This is a genomic window from Pseudomonas sp. V98_8 (assembly GCF_029967975.1).
Lineage (GTDB): Bacteria > Pseudomonadota > Gammaproteobacteria > Pseudomonadales > Pseudomonadaceae > Aquipseudomonas > Aquipseudomonas umsongensis.
In genome coordinates this window covers 1-18,744 of the sequence record NZ_JASCAE010000057.1, presented here as the reverse complement: position 1 = coordinate 18,744, position 18,744 = coordinate 1, and the positions used below count along the sequence as shown (strand labels likewise).

17 protein-coding genes, 1 other RNA gene and 1 pseudogene are annotated in these 18,744 nt (G+C 53.1%); 12 read left to right on the top strand and 7 right to left on the bottom strand.

Going from position 1 to position 18,744, the window contains the following annotated elements:
- Positions 1–195 precede the first annotated feature (195 nt).
- The 4 genes from QLG10_RS19895 to fabF all read left to right on the top strand — a co-directional run bounded on the left by QLG10_RS19895 (position 196) and on the right by fabF (position 4,946).
- Positions 196–2,187: a nucleoside-diphosphate sugar epimerase/dehydratase gene (locus QLG10_RS19895; RefSeq protein ID WP_282487889.1), complete on the top strand. Its 1,992-nt coding sequence runs from the start codon at positions 196–198 to the stop codon at positions 2,185–2,187.
- Positions 2,188–2,299: 112 nt separating this feature from the next.
- On the top strand, positions 2,300–2,635 hold the full coding sequence (locus QLG10_RS19890; RefSeq protein WP_248677908.1) for a helix-hairpin-helix domain-containing protein: 336 nt from the start codon (positions 2,300–2,302) through the stop codon (positions 2,633–2,635).
- A 210-nt stretch (positions 2,636–2,845) separates the two neighbouring features.
- Positions 2,846–3,640, top strand: coding sequence for an SDR family oxidoreductase (locus tag QLG10_RS19885; RefSeq protein WP_248677907.1), 795 nt, complete (start codon positions 2,846–2,848; stop codon positions 3,638–3,640).
- A gap of 31 nt (positions 3,641–3,671) precedes the next feature.
- On the top strand, positions 3,672–4,946 hold the full coding sequence (gene fabF / locus QLG10_RS19880; RefSeq protein ID WP_110746437.1) for a beta-ketoacyl-ACP synthase II: 1,275 nt from the start codon (positions 3,672–3,674) through the stop codon (positions 4,944–4,946).
- Here the strand turns inward: fabF and QLG10_RS19875 are convergent.
- Positions 4,943–5,500 carry a TetR/AcrR family transcriptional regulator gene (locus QLG10_RS19875; RefSeq protein ID WP_282487888.1) on the bottom strand — a complete coding sequence of 186 codons (558 nt, stop codon included), beginning with the start codon at positions 5,498–5,500 and terminating at the stop codon, positions 4,943–4,945. The two genes, fabF and QLG10_RS19875, sit on opposite strands and share 4 nt — an antisense overlap.
- 175 nt (positions 5,501–5,675) lie before the next feature.
- On the opposite strand from QLG10_RS19875, the gene QLG10_RS19870 reads away from it, so the two are divergent.
- The gene (locus QLG10_RS19870; protein WP_282487887.1) at positions 5,676–6,329 is read left to right on the top strand and encodes a GntR family transcriptional regulator; all 654 of its coding nucleotides are present in this window, start codon (positions 5,676–5,678) and stop codon (positions 6,327–6,329) included.
- A gap of 15 nt (positions 6,330–6,344) precedes the next feature.
- Positions 6,345–7,196 carry a DUF1989 domain-containing protein gene (locus QLG10_RS19865; protein WP_151141130.1) on the top strand — a complete coding sequence of 284 codons (852 nt, stop codon included), beginning with the start codon at positions 6,345–6,347 and terminating at the stop codon, positions 7,194–7,196.
- Between the two features lie 63 nt (positions 7,197–7,259).
- On the opposite strand, the pseudogene QLG10_RS29630 reads toward QLG10_RS19865, so the two are convergent.
- A pseudogene (locus QLG10_RS29630) lies at positions 7,260–7,325 on the bottom strand (outer membrane lipoprotein carrier protein LolA); the annotation flags it as partial.
- Positions 7,326–7,552: 227 nt separating this feature from the next.
- Here QLG10_RS29630 and ffs point away from each other — a divergent pair.
- The 6 genes from ffs to QLG10_RS19835 all read left to right on the top strand — a co-directional run bounded on the left by ffs (position 7,553) and on the right by QLG10_RS19835 (position 12,121).
- Positions 7,553–7,649, top strand: an RNA gene (ffs, locus tag QLG10_RS19860) — signal recognition particle sRNA small type.
- Between the two features lie 259 nt (positions 7,650–7,908).
- Positions 7,909–8,550, top strand: a complete 642-nt coding sequence (locus tag QLG10_RS19855) for a hypothetical protein (RefSeq protein ID WP_282487886.1) — start codon at positions 7,909–7,911, stop codon at positions 8,548–8,550.
- A gap of 302 nt (positions 8,551–8,852) precedes the next feature.
- A complete protein-coding gene (locus QLG10_RS19850; protein ID WP_282487885.1) occupies positions 8,853–9,146 on the top strand; it encodes a hypothetical protein in 294 nt (97 codons plus the stop codon).
- A 44-nt stretch (positions 9,147–9,190) separates the two neighbouring features.
- Positions 9,191–9,715 (top strand): ABC-three component system protein, encoded by a 525-nt coding sequence (locus QLG10_RS19845; RefSeq protein WP_282487884.1) that lies wholly within the window; start codon positions 9,191–9,193, stop codon positions 9,713–9,715.
- On the top strand, positions 9,709–10,215 hold the full coding sequence (locus QLG10_RS19840; RefSeq protein ID WP_282487883.1) for an ABC-three component system middle component 5: 507 nt from the start codon (positions 9,709–9,711) through the stop codon (positions 10,213–10,215). Before QLG10_RS19845 ends, QLG10_RS19840 begins: the two co-directional genes overlap by 7 nt.
- Entirely contained in the window at positions 10,205–12,121 is a 1,917-nt protein-coding gene (locus tag QLG10_RS19835; protein ID WP_282487882.1) for an AAA family ATPase, read from the top strand. The genes QLG10_RS19840 and QLG10_RS19835 overlap by 11 nt, the downstream gene beginning before the upstream one ends.
- A gap of 200 nt (positions 12,122–12,321) precedes the next feature.
- Here the strand turns inward: QLG10_RS19835 and QLG10_RS19830 are convergent, their stop codons facing one another.
- From QLG10_RS19830 to QLG10_RS19810, 5 genes are all read right to left on the bottom strand, one after another.
- Positions 12,322–12,540, bottom strand: coding sequence for a hypothetical protein (locus QLG10_RS19830; RefSeq protein ID WP_282487881.1), 219 nt, complete (start codon positions 12,538–12,540; stop codon positions 12,322–12,324).
- A gap of 801 nt (positions 12,541–13,341) precedes the next feature.
- On the bottom strand, positions 13,342–13,896 hold the full coding sequence (locus tag QLG10_RS19825) for a tyrosine-type recombinase/integrase (protein WP_282487880.1): 555 nt from the start codon (positions 13,894–13,896) through the stop codon (positions 13,342–13,344).
- A 716-nt stretch (positions 13,897–14,612) separates the two neighbouring features.
- Entirely contained in the window at positions 14,613–15,533 is a 921-nt protein-coding gene (locus tag QLG10_RS19820) for a hypothetical protein (protein WP_282487879.1), read from the bottom strand.
- Between the two features lie 635 nt (positions 15,534–16,168).
- Positions 16,169–17,590, bottom strand: a complete 1,422-nt coding sequence (locus tag QLG10_RS19815) for a hypothetical protein (RefSeq protein WP_282487878.1) — start codon at positions 17,588–17,590, stop codon at positions 16,169–16,171.
- A gap of 130 nt (positions 17,591–17,720) precedes the next feature.
- A complete protein-coding gene (locus QLG10_RS19810; RefSeq protein ID WP_282487877.1) occupies positions 17,721–18,128 on the bottom strand; it encodes a hypothetical protein in 408 nt (135 codons plus the stop codon).
- Positions 18,129–18,744 lie beyond the last annotated feature (616 nt).

The following is an 18,744-nucleotide window of genomic DNA, read 5'->3' as shown; positions in this document are numbered from 1 at the left end:
TTGTCGCGGCATGAAGGATTTTATCAGAACAACGTGTTGCTCAAAGATACTGTCTAGGCTCACCTGCTTTTGACCGCAAAATGTCCACCTTTTTACGTTTCCGTTCGTCGTAATTTTTCTGTGATCGAGATCTCTACGTACGTACAATGAGTCCTACCGCTAAGGTAAGAGGTAGTCACATTGAGGCAGGGTCTTATGGATAGACTTCGAATGTTTTTGCTAAAGCTGCCGCGTCGCCAGAAGCGGTTGATTCAGGTGCTGACGGACGTGTTTCTTGTTTGGATTGCCCTGTGGATGGCGTTTGTTGTGCGCTTGGGAATTGATGAAATGATCAATCCACTCAAGGTTCACGTCTGGCTTTTCGCTTTTGCTCCAATTGTCGCGATTCCGTTGTTCATTCGTTTTGGGATGTACCGTGCCGTCATGCGCTATTTCGGCAATGACGCACTCATCGCTATTATCAAGGCTGTCAGCCTTTCCGCGCTGATTCTGGCACTGGTAGTCTATTGGTATAGCAATCACGAAGCGGTGGTTCCGCGATCCATCGTCTTCAACTATTGGTGGCTAAGTCTAGTCATCATTGGTGGACTGCGTCTTTGCATGCGCCATTATTTCATGGGGGATTGGTTCACCGCTCATCACGTACCGTTTACCAATCGCGATGATGGCCTCACCAAGGTAGCGATTTACGGAGCTGGCGTGGCTGGCAATCAGCTGGTAGCGGCACTGCGAATGGGGCGTGTCATGCGACCAGTCGCGTTTATCGACGATGACGCCAGCATCGCCGATCGCTCTATCGCTGGCCTGCAGGTCTATAAACCCAAGCACATTCAACAGATGATTGATGAGACAGGTGCTCAGGAGATTCTTTTAGCGCTGCCTTCATCTACTCGAGCACGGCGTCGGGAAATTCTCACTTTTCTGGAGCGGTTTCCACTTCACATTCGTAGTGTTCCGAATTTTTCCGATCTGGCGAGTGGCCGGGTCAAGGTCGAAGATATTCAGGAAGTGGACATCGCTGACTTGCTCGGACGCGATTCGGTACCGGCGCAACCGGATCTGCTTGAGCGTTGCATCAAAGGCAAGGTAGTCATGGTAACCGGTGCGGGTGGCTCGATCGGTTCTGAACTCTGCAGGCAGATTTTCGCTCTGGGCCCGACCATACTTTTATTGTTCGACCATAGCGAATTCAACCTCTACGGAATTCTGTCGGAGCTGGAACAGCGGGGAGGGCGAGAATCGCCTCCTGTCCAGTTGCTACCGATTCTTGGTTCTATTCGGCATCAGGACAAGCTTCTGGATGTCATGAAAACTTGGAGGGTCGACACTGTTTATCACGCTGCGGCTTACAAGCATGTGCCCATGGTTGAGCACAACATTGCTGAAGGTGTGTTGAACAACGTTATTGGCACGCTTAACACAGCGCAGGCTGCGTTGCAGTCAGGGGTTTCCAACTTTGTACTTGTCTCCACCGACAAAGCGGTCCGTCCTACGAATGTGATGGGCAGTACCAAGCGTCTTGCCGAGTTGACGCTCCAGGCATTGAGCCGAGAGATTGCGCCGGTGCTATTTGGTGACAGAGCTAACGTGTCCCGGGTCAACAAAACCCGTTTCACGATGGTTAGGTTTGGCAACGTCCTAGGTTCGTCCGGTTCGGTAATTCCTTTGTTTCACAGTCAGATCAAATCAGGGGGGCCGTTGACGGTCACTCACCCGAAAATCACTCGTTATTTCATGACTATTCCTGAAGCTGCGCAGTTAGTGATTCAGGCGGGCTCCATGGGGCAAGGCGGTGATGTATTCGTGCTTGACATGGGCGAGCCGGTGAAGATCGTCGAGCTGGCGGAGAAGATGATTCACTTGTCTGGCCTGAGTGTGCGTTCGGAAAAAAATCTGCAAGGCGACATCTCGATCGAATTTACCGGGCTACGCCCTGGCGAGAAGCTATATGAGGAATTGTTGATAGGTGACAATGTGGCTGCCACTCAGCATCCAATGATTATGAGCGCCAATGAAGATCATTTACCTTGGGAAGTACTCAAGTCAAAGCTGACTGAGCTGCTTAATGCGGTTGAGCACGATGACTACGGACGAGTCCGCCAACTCCTACGCGAAACCGTCAGCGGCTACAGCCCCGACGGCGAAATCGTCGACTGGATCTACCAGCAACGCCGCCTCGAACCCTGATTGCTTCACATCCCGCAACAGACACATTTTTGACACCCTCCCCACATCGCCTAACTTGAGGAAGCAGCTGCGGAAAAGCTGCTTCCTCAACCGATGTCATGGAGCGTCATTTATGCGTACAGGCTATTTCTACTCCCTGGTTTTTGCCCTGCTCACCAGTGCTTCTATCACCGCCAATGCAGCGCCTGCGGCCAAGCCGGAGGCAGCCAAGGCTCCGGTGGCTATGGAGGCTTCGGCGGCTGTGCAATCTGGCAAGGTGAACCTCAATAAGGCCGACGCGCCGACCTTGCAGCGTGAGTTGTCCGGTGTGGGGGAGGCCAAGGCGAAGGCGATTGTTGCGTATCGTGAAGCTAATGGGCCGTTTGCCTCCACCGAGGAATTGCTGGAGGTGAAGGGGTTCGGCAAGGCGCTCCTGGATAAGAATCGCGAGAAGCTTCAGGTGAACTAAGCTTGTAAATCTGCCTTGGAAGGCCGGTCATTGACCGGCCTTTTTGCCATCTGGCGGCGGGTGAGCGGTTTTGCCTTTCGTCGCCGAGCAAAAAATTACGACTATCATATGATGCTTAGATTATGACTATAATAAATACGACTTCCATGTCAGCGCGCTGACAACCTTGGCGCGTATCTTTTCCTCTGGCATCTCCCAGGAGCATTCATCATGACTTCCATCCAGTCCCAAGGCACAGCCCTCGTCACCGGCGCTTCCTCCGGCATCGGTGCTGTCTACGCACAGCGTTTGGCTGCGCGTGGTTTTGATTTGTTGTTGGTCGCCCGTGATCAAGAGCGGCTTGAAGCGGCGGCGAGTGCGTTGCGTGATGCCCATGGTGTTCAGGTTGAGGTGTTGAAGGCGGATTTGACGCAGAAGGATGACGTGCTAAAGCTTGAGCAGCGTCTGCGCAGTGATTCGAGTATCAGTCTGTTGCTGAACAATGCGGGGATAGCGGCGGATGGGTTGTTGGCCAATGCCGATCTGGACCAGCTGGAGCGCATGATTCAGTTGAATATCACGGCGGTCACGCGTTTGGCGTCGGCGGCGGCGGCGAGTTTTGCCAAGGCGGGTCGGGGCACGATTATCAATATTGCATCGGTGGTGGCGTTGTTTCCCGAGCGGTTTAATGCGACGTACAGCGCGAGCAAGGCTTATGTGTTGAGTTTGACCCAGTCGTTGAACGCCGAACTCGACGGCACCGGTGTCAAGGTCCAGGCTGTGTTGCCAGGGGTTACTCGCACGGAGATCTGGGAGCGTTCGGGTATCGATGCTTCGCAGATTCCGGAGGAGATGGTGATGGAGGCGGGGGAGATGGTCGATGCGGCGCTGGCGGGGCTGGATCAGGGTGAGTTGGTGACCATTCCTTCATTGCCGGATGCTGGCGACTGGGATGCATTTGTAGCGGCGCGCCTGGTCATGGCGCCTAATCTTTCCAAAAGCAAGGCGGCTGCGCGTTACAAATGACGCGGGCGAACCTGTGTGAGGTGGTGGCGGTATGAGTGATCGTCGAGTGGTAGTGACAGGCATGGGGCTGGTGTCTCCGCTGGGTAGCGGCGTGGAGGCGGTCTGGGCGCGCTTGTTGGCTGGGCGTTCCGGGTTGCGCAATTTGCCGGATGAGGTGGTGGCGGATCTGCCGGCCAAGGTCGGCGGGGCGGTGCAAACCGTTGCGCAGGACCCGGAGGCGGGTTTTGATCCGGATCGGGCAACGGCGCCCAAAGAACAGAAGAAGATGGATCGGTTCATCCTGTTTGCCATGGAGGCGGCGCGTCAGGCGATCGAGCAGGCGGGGTGGCAGGCACAAACAGCGCAGGCCCAGGAGCGTACGGCAACTATCATTGGGTCCGGCGTGGGTGGTTTCGGGGCGATTGCCGATGCGGTGCGTACCACGGACAGCCGTGGGCCGCGACGATTGTCGCCGTTCACCATTCCTTCGTTCCTGGTCAATCTGGCAGCGGGGCATGTGTCGATCGAGCATGGCTTCAAGGGCCCGCTGGGCGCGCCGGTCACGGCCTGTGCGGCCGGCGTCCAGGCGATTGGTGATGCGGTGCGATTGATTCGTAGCGGCGAGGCGGATATTGCAGTGTGTGGAGGCGCGGAGGCGGCGATCGATCGGGTCAGTCTTGCCGGCTTTGCGGCGGCGCGTGCCTTGTCCAGCGCTTTCAACGACACCCCGGAGCGCGCTTCGCGTCCGTTCGATCGCGACCGCGACGGCTTTGTCATGGGTGAAGGGGCTGGCTTGCTGGTGGTCGAATCCCTGGAGCATGCCTTGGCCCGTGGTGCTCAACCCCTGGCAGAGGTGGTGGGTTATGGCACGACTGCCGACGCCTATCACCTGACCGCGGGACCTGAGGATGGCAGCGGCGCACGCCGGGCCATGTCATTGGCATTGGCTCAGGCCGGTGTTTTGCCGGAGCAGGTCCAGCATCTGAATGCGCACGCCACTTCGACACCCGTGGGCGACCTGGGGGAGTTGGCAGCCATCAAGGCGCTGTTCGGTTCGCACAACGGCATTGCAGTGACCTCGACCAAATCGGCCACCGGGCACTTGCTCGGTGCTGCTGGCGGGATCGAAGCCATTTTCACGCTGCTGGCGATTCGGGACCAGATCGTGCCGGCGACCCTTAATCTCGATAATCCGGACCCGGCCAGCGAGGGCGTGGACATTGTCCGCGGCCAGGCGCGACCCATGGCGATCGAGTACGCGCTGTCCAACGGGTTCGGGTTTGGCGGGGTTAATGCCAGCGTGCTATTCAAGCGCTGGGTTGGCTAGTTGTCAGGCTGAATAAGGTGGGTGCGTGTCACCTCGAGGATCTCGGCAGCCAGCTCGGGGTTCTCGACGCTGCGCGATAGCAGCAGCGCGCCGATCAGAGTGGACATGATGACAATGCTGCGCCGCTCGATGTTTTCGCCCTCGAGGGTGCTCTGGATCTGGCGAAGTCGCGCATGTAGCACCGCGTCTGATGTAGGGCTTGGCTGGCCGCGCATGCCGAGTTCCGAGGACATGGTTGGCAGTGGGCAGCCTTCGTGGGGCGAGGTCTGGTGCCATTCAGACAGGTAGGCGTTGATGAATGCCTCCAGCGGGCGGTCTTGGGAAAACAGCTCGGCGCAGATGACGTCAACTTGCTCCCCGGCGGCCTGCAGCGCTTTTTCCACCAGTTCGTCCTTGGACTTGAAGTGTGAATAAAAGCCCCCGTGGGTCAAGCCCAGCGCCTTCATCAGTGGTTGCAGGCCGGTCGCGCCGATGCCGTCACGGCGAAAGCGCACGGAAGCTTCCTTGATGATGCGTTGGTGTGTCTGGGCTTTATGGTCCTGCGAATAACGCATCTGATCTCTCCACATCAATGCGCCATATTAACCAATGAAAATTGGATGGTGACTGTACTTCTATTTCTAAAAAGCATGCAGATGCGTCGAACTTGATTGAACCCCAATGAAATATGGCACGAATAGTGATTACTCATTCACCAACGATTGTTGAACAATCCGGGGGGTAGTGAGGATGAACAGTGGGCTGTCATTGGCCGATCAGATCACACTGGAGTTACGCGGCGACATCATTGATGGGCGATTGCTACCGGGCGTGTCCCTGGTGGAAAGTGACCTGGTGGCCGCCTATAACGCGTCGCGCAATACGATTCGGGAAGCCTTGCACCGCTTGGGGCAGGAGGGCTTGACCCGCTATGTGCGCAACAAGGGAGTCATGGTGCGCCGGCTGGGGATTGAGGATGTGCGGGACCTGTTCCGGGTTCGCCGCACGCTCGAGTTGCAGGCCATCAGTGCCAGCCGGCCCCTGCGCGAGTATGAGTCCGACCGCATGCTCGAGGCCCTGGAAGCCGCCGAGTTGGCCCGGGAGCGCGAGGATTGGCGCGCCGTCGGCACCCATGGCCTGGCCTTTCACCAACACATTGTCGGGTTGATGCGCAGTCCTTTGTTTGACGCGTTCTTCACCAACGTCGTCGCGCAATTGCGCCTGGTGTTCTGCAGCGCCCCCGATGAAGCACGTTTCCAGGCGCCCTGGCTGGCTCGCGATCGGCAAATCCATGAGTTGCTCGCCGAGGGCGACAAGCGTGGCGCCGAAGACGCCATGTGCCTGTATCTCGATGATTCCGAACATCTGCTGTCGCAATTGTTTGCCACTGCTTCCCATCACTGATCGAGGGTGTGTGCCATGTACAAAGACTATCCGGCGGCTTATCAAGTCAGCAAAGGTTCGGCCTTACAGGTGGACAAGGCTTTCTACGAGCGGGTTCGCGACGCGAAGGACGGGCGTACCCTGATTGAGTCATTCGAAGTGCCGATCCGCACCGGCCGTGCCTGGACGGTGCCGGCCGGGCACGTGTTTCGCGTGACCACGCCGGTCGGGCCGCAGGTGGGGGATTTCAATGTCTGGAACGCCAACGATCCACGCGAGCGCTTATGGGCGGCGCGGACCCGGCAGTTGCAAGGCGCGCACGTCAGCACCCACGACAGGCTCTGGTCGAACCTGCCATTCCTGCGGCCGCTGGTGACCATCACCGATGACAGCCTCGCCGCGTACGGTATCGACGAACACGGCGGGCGCCTGCACGACTTGCTGGGTACCCGCTGCGATCCGTACGTGAACAAGATGCTCACCGGCGAGGACTTTCACCATCACTGTCATTCCAACCTGACCCGTGCGGTACTGCCTCACGGCCTGACCGAATTCGACGTGCATGACGTGCTGAATATTTTCCAGTGCACGGGGCTGAACCACGACGATATGTATTTCATGAAGGCCTGTCCGGCGCAGAAGGGCGATTACCTGGAGTTCTTTGCCGAAATCGATCTGCTCTGCGCGCTGTCGACCTGCCCCGGAGGTGATTTGTCGCTGGCCATGTGGGGACCGGATGCGCAGGACCCGCTCAGCGTGTGCCGGCCGTTAGGGGTGGAGGTGTATCGACTGGATGATGCGTTGCTTGAGGGTTGGAGCCAGCCGGAGCGTGCGGCGTACCAGGGGTTGCATGGGTTGCAGATTGCCAAGGCCGATTGGGAATTGTAGATAGGCGAATCGCAAGAGTACCGCGCCCTGTAGGAGCGAGCATGCTCCGGGCGGCGTTCCGACGAAAAACCTGAGAGCACCGCGGGGTGCCAGACTCCCCGCGTCATCGTTGACCTCCATCGCGAGCATGCTCGCTCCTACAGGCTCTTCCGGTGACTCGCTGTAAAAGCGAAACCCTATGTGGCTGTTACCGCAGGAATGGATATGTACGCCGTCAACCCACCACGAGATTTTCAAGGCAATTGCATGTCCTTGACCCAGCTCATTTTTTTTAATCCACTCGAACGGTTGTAACTTCGTCCCAGATAGGTACAATGGCGCGGCTCGCCGTCAGGTGAGCGTCGTTATGGTGACCCCATCGGTCCCCCCGCAACGATCAGCCGTGAACCCGGTCAGGCCTGGAAGGGAGCAGCCGCAGCGGTGACATTGTGTGCCGGGGTGTGGCTGGTGGGGTTACCACCTATCTCTAAGTCCTTGATTCTACAAGGATTTCTCAGTCAAAAATCTCGAAGTGTGACAGTGTTTAGGTACACCCAAGTGGTGCACCCTAGGCGGCATGCTATCGCCTGTTTGTACGCAATTCTATCCCTTATCCTCTAATGGCACTGTCTAGCTTGATCGAGCTCAGTTGTTACCGTGTGTTTCATTTCACTTGAAAATGGGCAGATCGCCATCATGTGGTTGGCTTAGACAACCATGTGGAAGCCAAGCAATGAAATCCAGAGATCTTCGAACCCATCACGATGTCATCATCAGTGGGTATACCGTTACGCCTCTACCGAATGGTAAGCACTTGCACCAGTTCACCCCAGCTACCACTGATACCATCTATCAGTTTGAAGCTAATAGCGCACCTGTCGTTGTCAATGGGGATAGGTACAACATCGGTTTCACACTCCTGCCTGATGGGCGAAGGATTGTTGAGCCTTCGGCAATGGGAAAGGCCGACTCAGTCAACAAAACGCTGAGCCATCTTGCTGCCAAGCAGCAGGCTCAAGATGATCTTGCTGAGAACAAGGCGAAAAACGATCAGCGTGTAACTCATCGGGCGAAGGATGGTTATTACTGGGGTAAGAAGTACGCTTGGCGGCGCTATGGGTTGGCCATTTCGGAGGGCGCTTTTCTTGCGTACCTGGAGGAAATCAAGCACCCGTCTGTACCCTGCATAACCTCCAATCCAGACTTGGCATTTCCATCCAACGATCCGTCCACAGCATTTAAGGACGAAGGCTTGGAGAAGGCTATCGACGACCTAATTGAAACCGCCGTAAAAGATCGGCAGTACTACAAGTCCCCTCTCTACAAAAAGAAATTTCAGATCAGGCCCATCGCGTCTATCTCTGATAAGAAGTAGAGCCGTCAGTGTAGCGATTGCCTCTCGGGATGGTTTTGCCGGGCTGGTCAGCTGGCACTACCTTCCTCCTGTTGGGAGGGGGGCGACATCATGATGTGTAGACCGTGAATGGTCTTTGATTTTGAACTAACCAGCAATGAATCCGTTGGAACCTCAGTCGGCCCGGTTGTTAGCCCTGTGGGTTACTTGAATCCCTGGTGCTCGTGAGGGGAAGCATTCAGCGTTTAGGCTTAGGTCAAAACTTTACGACCAGGCTGCGATGCGCGATGATAGCCTTTTGATAACAGCTTATTGGGTGGATCATGGAAGGATTCTGGGCGGGTGCCTTGAAGTATGGTGGCATCACTGCCGTAGCGGGATTTGTGGGTTACACGGTTTACCCGCAGATTATTGCCTCGCCCTACCTGAAAAACCTCACGCACACTGAGTTATTTGCCCTTCTGAGCCTTATCGTGATAGTGGTTTTCGGACTCTGCCTCGCCCTTGTCAATGCCGGTGCCAAACGCAGCCCCGGGAACAACACGGTCAATATTAATGGCTCCACCGTGCATGGAAACGTCCAAGCCGGTAACAACACAACCCGCGAAAACAAATGAATAAAGCGAATGTGTTGGGTTCCCAGATTCACGGGGACCTTAGGGTGGGTGACGATACCAACTATATTATCAATCTTCCCCCGCCAGACCCTACGGCCATTACGCGTGCCTTGGCCAGATTCCAAGAACTCAATGAAAACGACGAAGACTTTCAATGGTTCGTTGAGCGCCTGGACTTTTTCACCAATCAGAAAACCCAGATACCGGTGATCGGTCTTGAGCAGAAACTCATGAACGGCGGTAGAGACGACCTTCTTGAAATTGCGATAGAGCGCAAGGATTTTTTTGCGAAGCGACTCATGAAGTCGCAGCTCAACCGAAGACGCCAAGGCATCTTCCTCTACATCCTTCAGAAAATCAGCTTCGCGTTCGAGGAGTTGGTTCGCCCGCTCATCAAGAAGGATGCGCCGAACGAGGTCATTGATGGGGTGATCCTGAACGGGATTGTCGACACAATATACCGCGAGGTCATGGCCGAGGACCCGACCATCGATCAATACATGATCTCCGGCATGCTGTACTTCTTGACCGGGAAATGCCATTTGATCTGGGAGAGGCCAAAATGCTGATGTATCACCCGGCCTTTGATGCCAACCATTGCCTCTACAGAATCGTATCGATCCTGAATGCCACCGGCGATGCCCCTATCAGTTGGCCGCTCCTTCGTATGTTGGATTTCTACTACCTGTTCCCCAGTCAGCTCAAAAACATCAAGCCGTGGCCTAGCGAAATTCGCAAGCTTAAAGCTCAGGTAATGAAAATCCCTGATCAGTTCGAAGACCTGAGCAACCCTGTCCGTACGTTTTTTGAACTGGAGACCTTCCAGAAAACTGCAACACTCGAATTGATCGCCAAAGGCGTTCTTTCCAAATCCTCATTCGACAAAGGCATCATGGAACTAGAGCCTGACTCCCTGCCCTCGGCCTACACAACCCTTCTGGATCTCGATGACTTCATCAAGAGCGATGCGTTTGAGGTGATCACCAAAGGTTTACCGATCACAAAACTCAGTGGATCGAACGGTCTTAAATCCCGTTCCGGCCTGATGGAGTACGTTTATGACCTCTAAGCCATCTACGTTTTTTGTCAATCGCTTCGTCATCGCCAAAGGCAGCAAACCGGTATACGACGAAGTCTTCCACAGAGGCGTCAATATCATTCGAGGCGCCAATAGCGTAGGCAAGTCCACGATCATGGACTTCCTATTCAATTGCCTGGGTGGAGACATTGCTGAAGACCGTTGGAATGAGGAAGCTCAGACATGCGACGCAGTCTTTGCAGAAATCGAATTAAATGGTCACGTTTTGACAATCCATCGTTCAGTACAGCCCGGCAAGAAGCCCCCCATGAGCTTCTTCGACGGCAGCTACGAACAGCTCCGAGCCGCCGATACGGCAGTTGTTTGGCAGGGCTATGGCATCAATCGTACCGATGAAAAACTCAGCTTCTCCCAGCAGCTCTTTGAGCTTTTGGACTGGCCTCACAGTCAGACTGACGACTTTGCGAACCTCACCATCCACCAGATCCTGCGCCTGATTTACGTTGACCAAGGCACTGCTGTTAACAAAATTCTGCGAGCTGAATACTCAACGTTCGACAAGCCCAGCATGCGCCAAGCCATCGGGGATTTTCTACTCGGCCTAGATGACCTTGGTATCTATTCGCTTAAGCAACAGCTGTCAAAAGCGGAGTCCGAGTTCGCGAAAATCGATGGTCAGCTCGACTCCATCTACAGATATATATCTCCTTCCGAAGGTGTACTGCGTGTAGCCTCTCTCAACAACGCCATCGAGGACGCTTACAAGGAGCTCCAAAGGTTGCTCGCTGAGAGAGACATATTACTGACTCAACCTGATGAATCAGCCTCGGACGCCGTCCTCAAAGCCAAAACTGAACAGGCTAGCCAGCAGATTGCTGAGCTTACTAAAGAAATCGACATCCGGACGTCCAAACAGGCCGAAATGGTCAATGAGATCGTCGAGTCCGAGCTGTTCATTGCAGCTATTGAGTCGAGGATCAAGGCGCTCAAGGAGTCCCGAACAGCCTATGATTTCTTCGGTGAAGTCAGGTTCAAGTTCTGCCCAAGCTGCTTGTCCACCCTATCAGATTCGGGCAAGGAGCAATGTCACCTATGTAAAACCGAGCTGGACACGGACTCCAGAGAAGCTTCCTACCTCGCAGCGCTGAATGAACTGGCGTTTCAAAAGAAAGAAAGCACTAAGGTGCTGGTTGAGTTGCGAACCAAGCTGAGTGAGCATGCCCACTACCTGAACTCAATGCAGCGTGCGCTTCAAACGGTTAAATCCAATCACATCATGGCGCTCCGGATGAATTCCGACCGCGTGTTCAAACTCAACGAGCTGTCGGCCAAAATCGGCACCATTGAGGAGCGCATTAAAAACTATGATACGAAAGCCAGCCTGGTAGCGGCTGTAGAGGGGCTCATTGAGAAAAAGCAGAACCTCAATGCCACTATGCTGGAGTTGGATGAGCAGATTAAGGCCAGTAAAGCGCAAACCAGCTCTCGCCGTGAATCCATCGAAAGCAATCTGTCTGAAAAGACCGTCGAGCTTCTCAAGAAGGATGGAGGGTTCGAGCCTGCCTTCAACGTTGCACAAACTGTCATGTTTGATTTCGGCAAGGACTTTATGCTGGTTGACGGTCGCTCGAAATTCTCTGCCAGCTCTGAAACCATCCTTAAGAATAGTTTCCACCTCGCGATTTTGCTGGAATCGCTGGAGGATGAAAGCATGCGTTATCCAAGATTATTCTTGCTCGATAACACCGAGGATAAAGGGATGGGGCCCGACCGCAGCCAGAACTTCCAGAGAGTACTCGTAGAGGCGCTCGCAGAGCATGATGACAAACCTTACCAAGTGATTATGACCACTTCGATGGTCGATCCTGAACTTGATAAATCCGATTTCTGTGTAGGACCACATTACGTGAAAGGTATGCACACACTGAATATTTAAACAGCATTCATAATCGACGCCCTCTGTAGTCGAAGATCGCTCTGTCAGCACCACGGAAAGTCCCCCGTCAAGGCCACCAAGTAAAACGCAGACGGCATCTCCAAAGCCTTCGACCAGGGGACCACTCTGGCCAACTTTCAGAGTGACAAGGAGTAGACCAAAAAATCGATAGGTAACACCGTTGGTAGCCAAAGTGCGAACTACAACTGGCGTATTTGCATGATGGCGTCTTTGATGCCTTGGGCATTCGTATCCAGCGTTTCCATGGCCGCTGTAGCGTTAGCGGCAACGCTCCCTACACCATTCTCTAAGAGCCACTTTGTCACCTCTTCTATGGCCGCAAATATGGCGTGCTGGTTGTGCAGGAGCAGGGTCAGTGCGTCCGCTGTGGCGATGTTGGCTTCTGAGCTATTCGGCATGTCTATCGTCCTTGAGTGATGTTGCAGGAAGACTATATCAACTGACCCACGCCGAGCCAGGTGACATTTCGACTTCCAGTGATACAGATGGCATAGTGGTGGCATCATCGCCACATCACGGATGCCACAACCAATGCGAAAGTCTCTCCTCTTGCTTAGCGCTTTACTTTTGACTGCCTGCAGCAATTTGTCGATTGACGAGATGCGGGAGCAGCTCCCGGCGAAAAGCTTTACCAGTGAACGCACACCTGAAGACTTCACTGAGTGCGTGGTGGGGGTGTTCAATAGCAACGCCCGTGGATTTGAGATGATCCGATTCGATGGTGCTAAGAGTTTCCGCCAAGGCAATCGAACAACCATCACTGCGGAGACGGGCTTTCCGATGTACGTACTGGACGTCACATCTATCGGCGGGGGTGGAACTGGTTCTCTTATCCAGGAACGAAATTTGGAGAGAATGCCTATTGGCTACCTCGAGCGGTTCCAAGGGTTGACCAAAACTTGCTTGTTGTAGAGCGGTTGCCCGAATTCTACAGGCTGGTTAAGCGGGGCAATTTTTCCAATCCGGCGATACCCTAAATTTTCAAAATGGCGCACTGGCGATATGGAATATCAGGGCTCCCGCTAGCGGCGTGAATATCGCAGGGGGAGTCTGGAGAATTGCTGAAACTCGGCACTATGGAGGTCGGTGCTTAACTCCATTCCCGTGCCACATCGCTGTCAGCGGCCAGAAAATCAAAATATCCTAGGCACGAAAAAGCCGTCCTTGGGCGGCTAATAGTCACATTGAGTCTAAAGAGCCTAGAACACGAACTCGTGGTAAGTGGCGTCGACCTCAGCCTGGGTGATGCCTATGTACGCCATGGTGACTGCGGGGCTGGAATGGTTCAGTACCTTGCAAATCTTCTCGATGGACACACCGCCATTATACATCAGCCAGCCCCGAGTCTTTCGCATCGAGTGAGTGCCGAGTTGTAGGCTCATTTCCTCACCTACGGCCTTAAAGGCGTTGGCCACGGAGATGCGGCTGACGGGCTTGCCCTTGGCCCGATTGCTATCCACCTCAAATAAGTACGTGTGCGTGGGGTGGGCAGCCCTGCGGCGTCCTACGATGGTCTTAACAGAACTGTTCAGGTCAATGACGCGGGTCTTGCCTGTCTTGCCTTCCTTGATCACGAGCCTATCGCCTTGAACATCTTCGAAGGTAAGGCTGAGCAGATCGCTGATGCGAAGGGCGGTGTTGACCCCGAACCGCCAGATGTCCGCGTACAGGGAATTGCCCCTGGCGTTCTTGGTCAGCTTGCGGGAGATGGTTTCGGCTTCGCCCTGTGTTTTCACCGCTTCTACGATGTTCATCTCTAGTTAACACTCCAGCGCGTTATTCGATGATGTGTTAATTAAAGCATGTCTATTCAGGTGGCGTCCAGTGTTTCCGTGGCTTCGCTTATTAACACAATACCATTCTGTTAATTAGAATTGATTCTGTGGCCCGATAGGCAATTAACTCCTGTGCGGAAAGTGCCCCACGGGTGAACTAACGAACATAGGCCGTTGGCCGATGGGTTTGCTAGCCCTTGATGTAGTGCAGGAAGTGGCGATTGCTGGTTCAGTGAGCTAGCGACAGCGGGAATTTTGCAGTTGCGAATAAAGCTGCGTGTGAAGGGCGTATGGCTTAGCCCCACTACTATCAACTCCAGCGTTTTCGAGGCTTTTGATAGGGGTGGAGGCTTGGGAGAGAAGCAAGGCAGGGGGCGAAGGGGTAGTTTTGGATTAGTTCCGGCTATAGCTTCTATATTTAGATCGGCTGATTTCTCAACCGTCTCTTTCGCGAGCAGGTCGTGAAAGCCGCCGATGAAATCGCCAAGCTTCACCGGTTCAATCCCCTCCACCGACTCTGTTGACTGGACCCGTTGTTCGCCCATCCGCTCTCATTGCAGATGTGTAAGCAATCGCCAACTGAGAACTCCTCACTTTGAGGAAAAGTGAAAGGGCTCGTTCGGGGAAGCTATCCGCCGGCTCACGCAAGCCAAAATCACTTTTCCTTGCTCTTGCTGTAGCGCTTCGAACGCTGATTAGTCTGGCATCAGCAAATCATTGTATTTGCCGGGCACTAGCGCAATTTCACCCCAAGCAAGCATGTCCACAGCCAATCCCTTGCCATTCGTGGTGATGACCCCGTAGAACATAATGATCCGCCCCGTTGAATCGTCGTTTATACCCTTGGTTTTGCAGAGTCCATCTGGATGCTTGACAGTGAAATCATGGATTGCTGGATCGCACTCGATCCGAGTCATTCGTGTCGAGGTTGAGTGTTGCCCCGCGTTCCAGCTGCGCTTGATTCTCCCGAAGTACAACTTGGGTGACTGTTCAGTGTTCAGAATGTCGAAAGTCAGCTCGGTCACGTTCGTTATCAGCTCAGCCAGTTTAGCCGCGTGCTGAGCGCCAGGAAGGAAGAAATACTTGTCTTTGTTGACGTCAAAATTGCAACAAATCCCTGCAACAGTCGTTATTTTGCTCGGCAGTTGGAATGATTCTCCTTGATGCCGGCTTATCGGCACCCATGACAGCGGTCCATTAACATCCTCAACAGGGGTTTCATCATAGTCGGCGCCTAGCGTAAGCTCGATCTCTGGCTTGGACTGGAGAAATTCCTTCACGATTGTTAAATGTCCGTGGTCGATTGCTCGCTTAGCCTCCTCCCATGACTCATACCGTTTACCTTCTGGTTTTTTTGCTCTCAGAACACATCCTACTTGCTGCCAGCGTCTAAGGTGGCGATAGAAAGGGGCACGCCGATTGGTGAAAAGGTCTTTCTCCTTTGGGGTCCGCTCAACGTTCGTATAGCAACTAGGGCAGAAAAGGTTGCCCGCCATCTCTTCTTCGTACTCATCCGGTGCGACTCGCCGGCTCGCCTTTAAAGCCTCTCTGCTACCGCCATCGTATTCCCAGCCGAGCAGGTGATGAGCGTAGGCAATTTTTCTCTTGGTAGACATCAGGTAATCCTTATGATGTTGGTACTGCCAACTAGTCGTACCGATAATCGAAAACTAAGTAGGTGGAGCACAAGGTTGGTGTTTGGCAAAACAATCTTTGTATACCCGATAAGTCTCACTGGTCTAAACTTCAGTGCGGCGGCTGTAGACTAGAATACTTCTGGTGAGTGCCCTCTAGTCCATCTGGTTAGATACTTATATGACATGCCGATGGAGCAACCCTGCACGTTAGCGATGAGTTTGTTGACGCTCCTCGTGCGGTTCGGCATGGTTAGTTTCAAAGTCACGGGTGGTGCGGCATCTCTCCACCCAGGAATAGAACTGTTATCTTGCCTCACGGCTTAACGTTTAATCATTGGGGCAGGCAGGGGCAGAAAAGCCCCGAAGGCTTTTTGTTTCAGCTGTTCCGGTATATTGTGATGTACCGTCACGTGATAGTTGCATCTTAAATGCTCTGCCCAGTTAACGGCAAGATCAAGGGCTGGGGGGGGCTTGTCGCCCCATCTCCTTAGTTAAAAGTAAAGTGATAACTTGTGCCTAGGGGCACAGTTGTTACGGTGTACAGGGTGTAATCTTTCCTAAGAAGTCTTTTAGGATAGGATCCATCCTCTGTAAGGAGATCAGGCTTAGAAGTATCAGGCTGCTTGGTAAATTTCCTTCATCTTCTGTATCTTCTTGCGTGAAACTCCCGTTTCTCGATGGATCTGAATGGTTGGAGTGTCTAATTCAATTAGTCGCTTAACTTTTTCTTCAGCCTGCTCGTCAAGTTTTCTGCCGTCTCGCTTGATAGGCATGGCGCCTGCAACAGACCAGTCAACTTTGGCGTGTTGAAAGTACGTTGTTAGCAGGTAAGCCACAACTCGTTCGTCTTGGACGTACAAGTTTATTTCATTGCTGTTGTTGTGGCATCGTACAGCTGTCCGGGTTGCTACTTGTAGCGAAGGCTCTAGAAGTCTAGTCGTGATGAACGCTTCCTCGAAGTTCTCCCCGTACTTTGCTTTCAGGTACTTTAGCCCTTCTTTGTCGGATGGGCTAGGGTTGCCACCGAACAGTAATATTGCCTCGGTTGCATCGGAGTGTCTGTTGACGCCGCGACAATCCTTGGGGACAAACCTTACTTCGGCTCGACTCTCAAAGCCTGCCCACTTGTTGGCGGAGAGAAGTGGGATGCTTCTTGTGTGCGCTAGAACCTTCTCCAAGACTAGGTCAATCAGGCGCTTATCCCCGCACTGGGAAAGCATCTTTCCTTTGCTAAACAGCTGCCCCTTTGGGGTGACGGGGTATATGGTAGTGAAACTTTTATAGAGACTTGATTTTGGTGTAAAAATAGATGGTTTGAAGTAGAAGCTATGGACCTTTGCGAACAGTTCGAACTCACTGTTCTGTACGTTAGCAGCAAGTACATGTGTCTCCGAGGCTGCTGAGAAAATCTCCCACCAGTCTGTATACTCCTCTACGGCACGTATATGGCGTATTCCATTTGATTGTTCCTTGTCGATGAAGACGTCGACTCCGGATAAGAGCAGTCGGAAGATGTTAGCAGCGGAAGGGCCGAGTGTTGAGCAATCAGTTCCTCGTGCGTCCGCCCGATTAGTTGATACCTGGTCCTTCACCTGTACTTCATAGCCTTCCCCTAGCCACAGTTGTCCGTCGCGTTCCTCTGTGAAGTCAAGTACGCGTTTCAATTCCACTGGCTTGAGAGGATAGTCAGGGTAGTCCACGACTTTTGGAAGTTCGTCAACTACGAGTACCCAGCCATGAAGAAGATTGTGCCGAGCTTGCCGTATCGACTCTTGGGTGCAGACAATGAAGGAATCAGTCTTGTCAGCTAGAGCCATGTTCAACTCAGTGATCACAACCCCGGCGGAGCGATGGTCAATTGAACGGGACGTGATTCCCGCATTTGCCGCTCGGTGGGAGATTTCGTCGCTTAAGATAAGAGTTGGAACGGCCAAGATTACACGCATACCCGCTTCAATCAGGCCTGGAAGTTTGCACAGTAGGGCTTCTGTTTTTCCTGCTCCAGGTGGAGCAATTGAGGTATTGATGATCTTCATCTTCGTTGGTTTACATGCCAGAACAGTACTGCGTTGATCTTGGGCTTCGGGTGATAAACCTAAGCGGGCAGCTTGCCAGAACTACAGCCAATGAATCAGTAAGCTGTGTTCTGGCGCTGCTTTCATTGCGTCAGCATAAGTGCTTAAGTTTGTCGATTTTTTTTGAGCGCTCCAGAATGCAGTTTTCTGGGTATTCCCTCTGGATGTCGTAAAGACTCATTCGCGCCCTGTAATACGTACGGTAGATTTCCAGCTCCCAGAACTGCGGATTGGCTCCAGGCCAGTTCTTTTCAAACTCTATAATGAAGTCTAAATCGTGCTGATTAGCAGCGACGCAGTAATCCATGTCTGTATCGAATGGTTCATCGGTAAGCCCTAATATCTCCAGTTCAGTCGTCATCCGAATGTAGAGTTCGGGGGTGTCGAAGAAGCTCTCGTCTTCGGCGAAATCACAATACGGCGACTGGAGGGCGCGAACTATTGCGTCGACTTTTTCCGGGGTGTAACTGTTTTTACAGCGGGAGCAAGCTTTCTTCATATATTGTCCTTTAAATCTGTTTTGGTTTTTTTTGGGGGGGTGAAAGAAATCTGTCGCTCTGAATGCGAGTATTGGTCGATGGCGATCTAGCTTATGTAACTACAGAAAGTACAGTTGCTGTGGTTTTAGCGATGGTGTGTTTATCAATCTGCAAGTGGAGTGAAGAGGATTTTTATCCTATTGCTGGAGTTTGAAATGGCGTCACGGTTTGCAGGTGGCAGTTTCTAAATTTTGCATTTTCAAGTTGCAGGTTTTGAGACGATTCCAGATCCTTCGAGAGGATAAACCATGCGTAGTATTTGCTCTTTCGTACTTCGGTAGAGGGCTAATGGGTTTTTCTTGTGAGAGTGTTGTTTGGTCCGCTGAACGCTGTTTCGAGACAAATACTCCCTCGTGGTCGGAGGTCTTGTCAACATCTGGATGTGTTTTTCGTTGAAGTTTTTTTGTTGTATGTTTTCTGGTTTTGGGATATTCGGGCGGCCGTGTAGATAGTTACCACGCGTTTTGCGCAGCATCCAGTGCAAGTTGCTGTAAGTGGCTTACAGTATTGTGTGTGGGGAATGCTGTAAGTGGCTTACAGTATTGTGTGTGGGGAATGCTGTAAGTGGCTTACAGT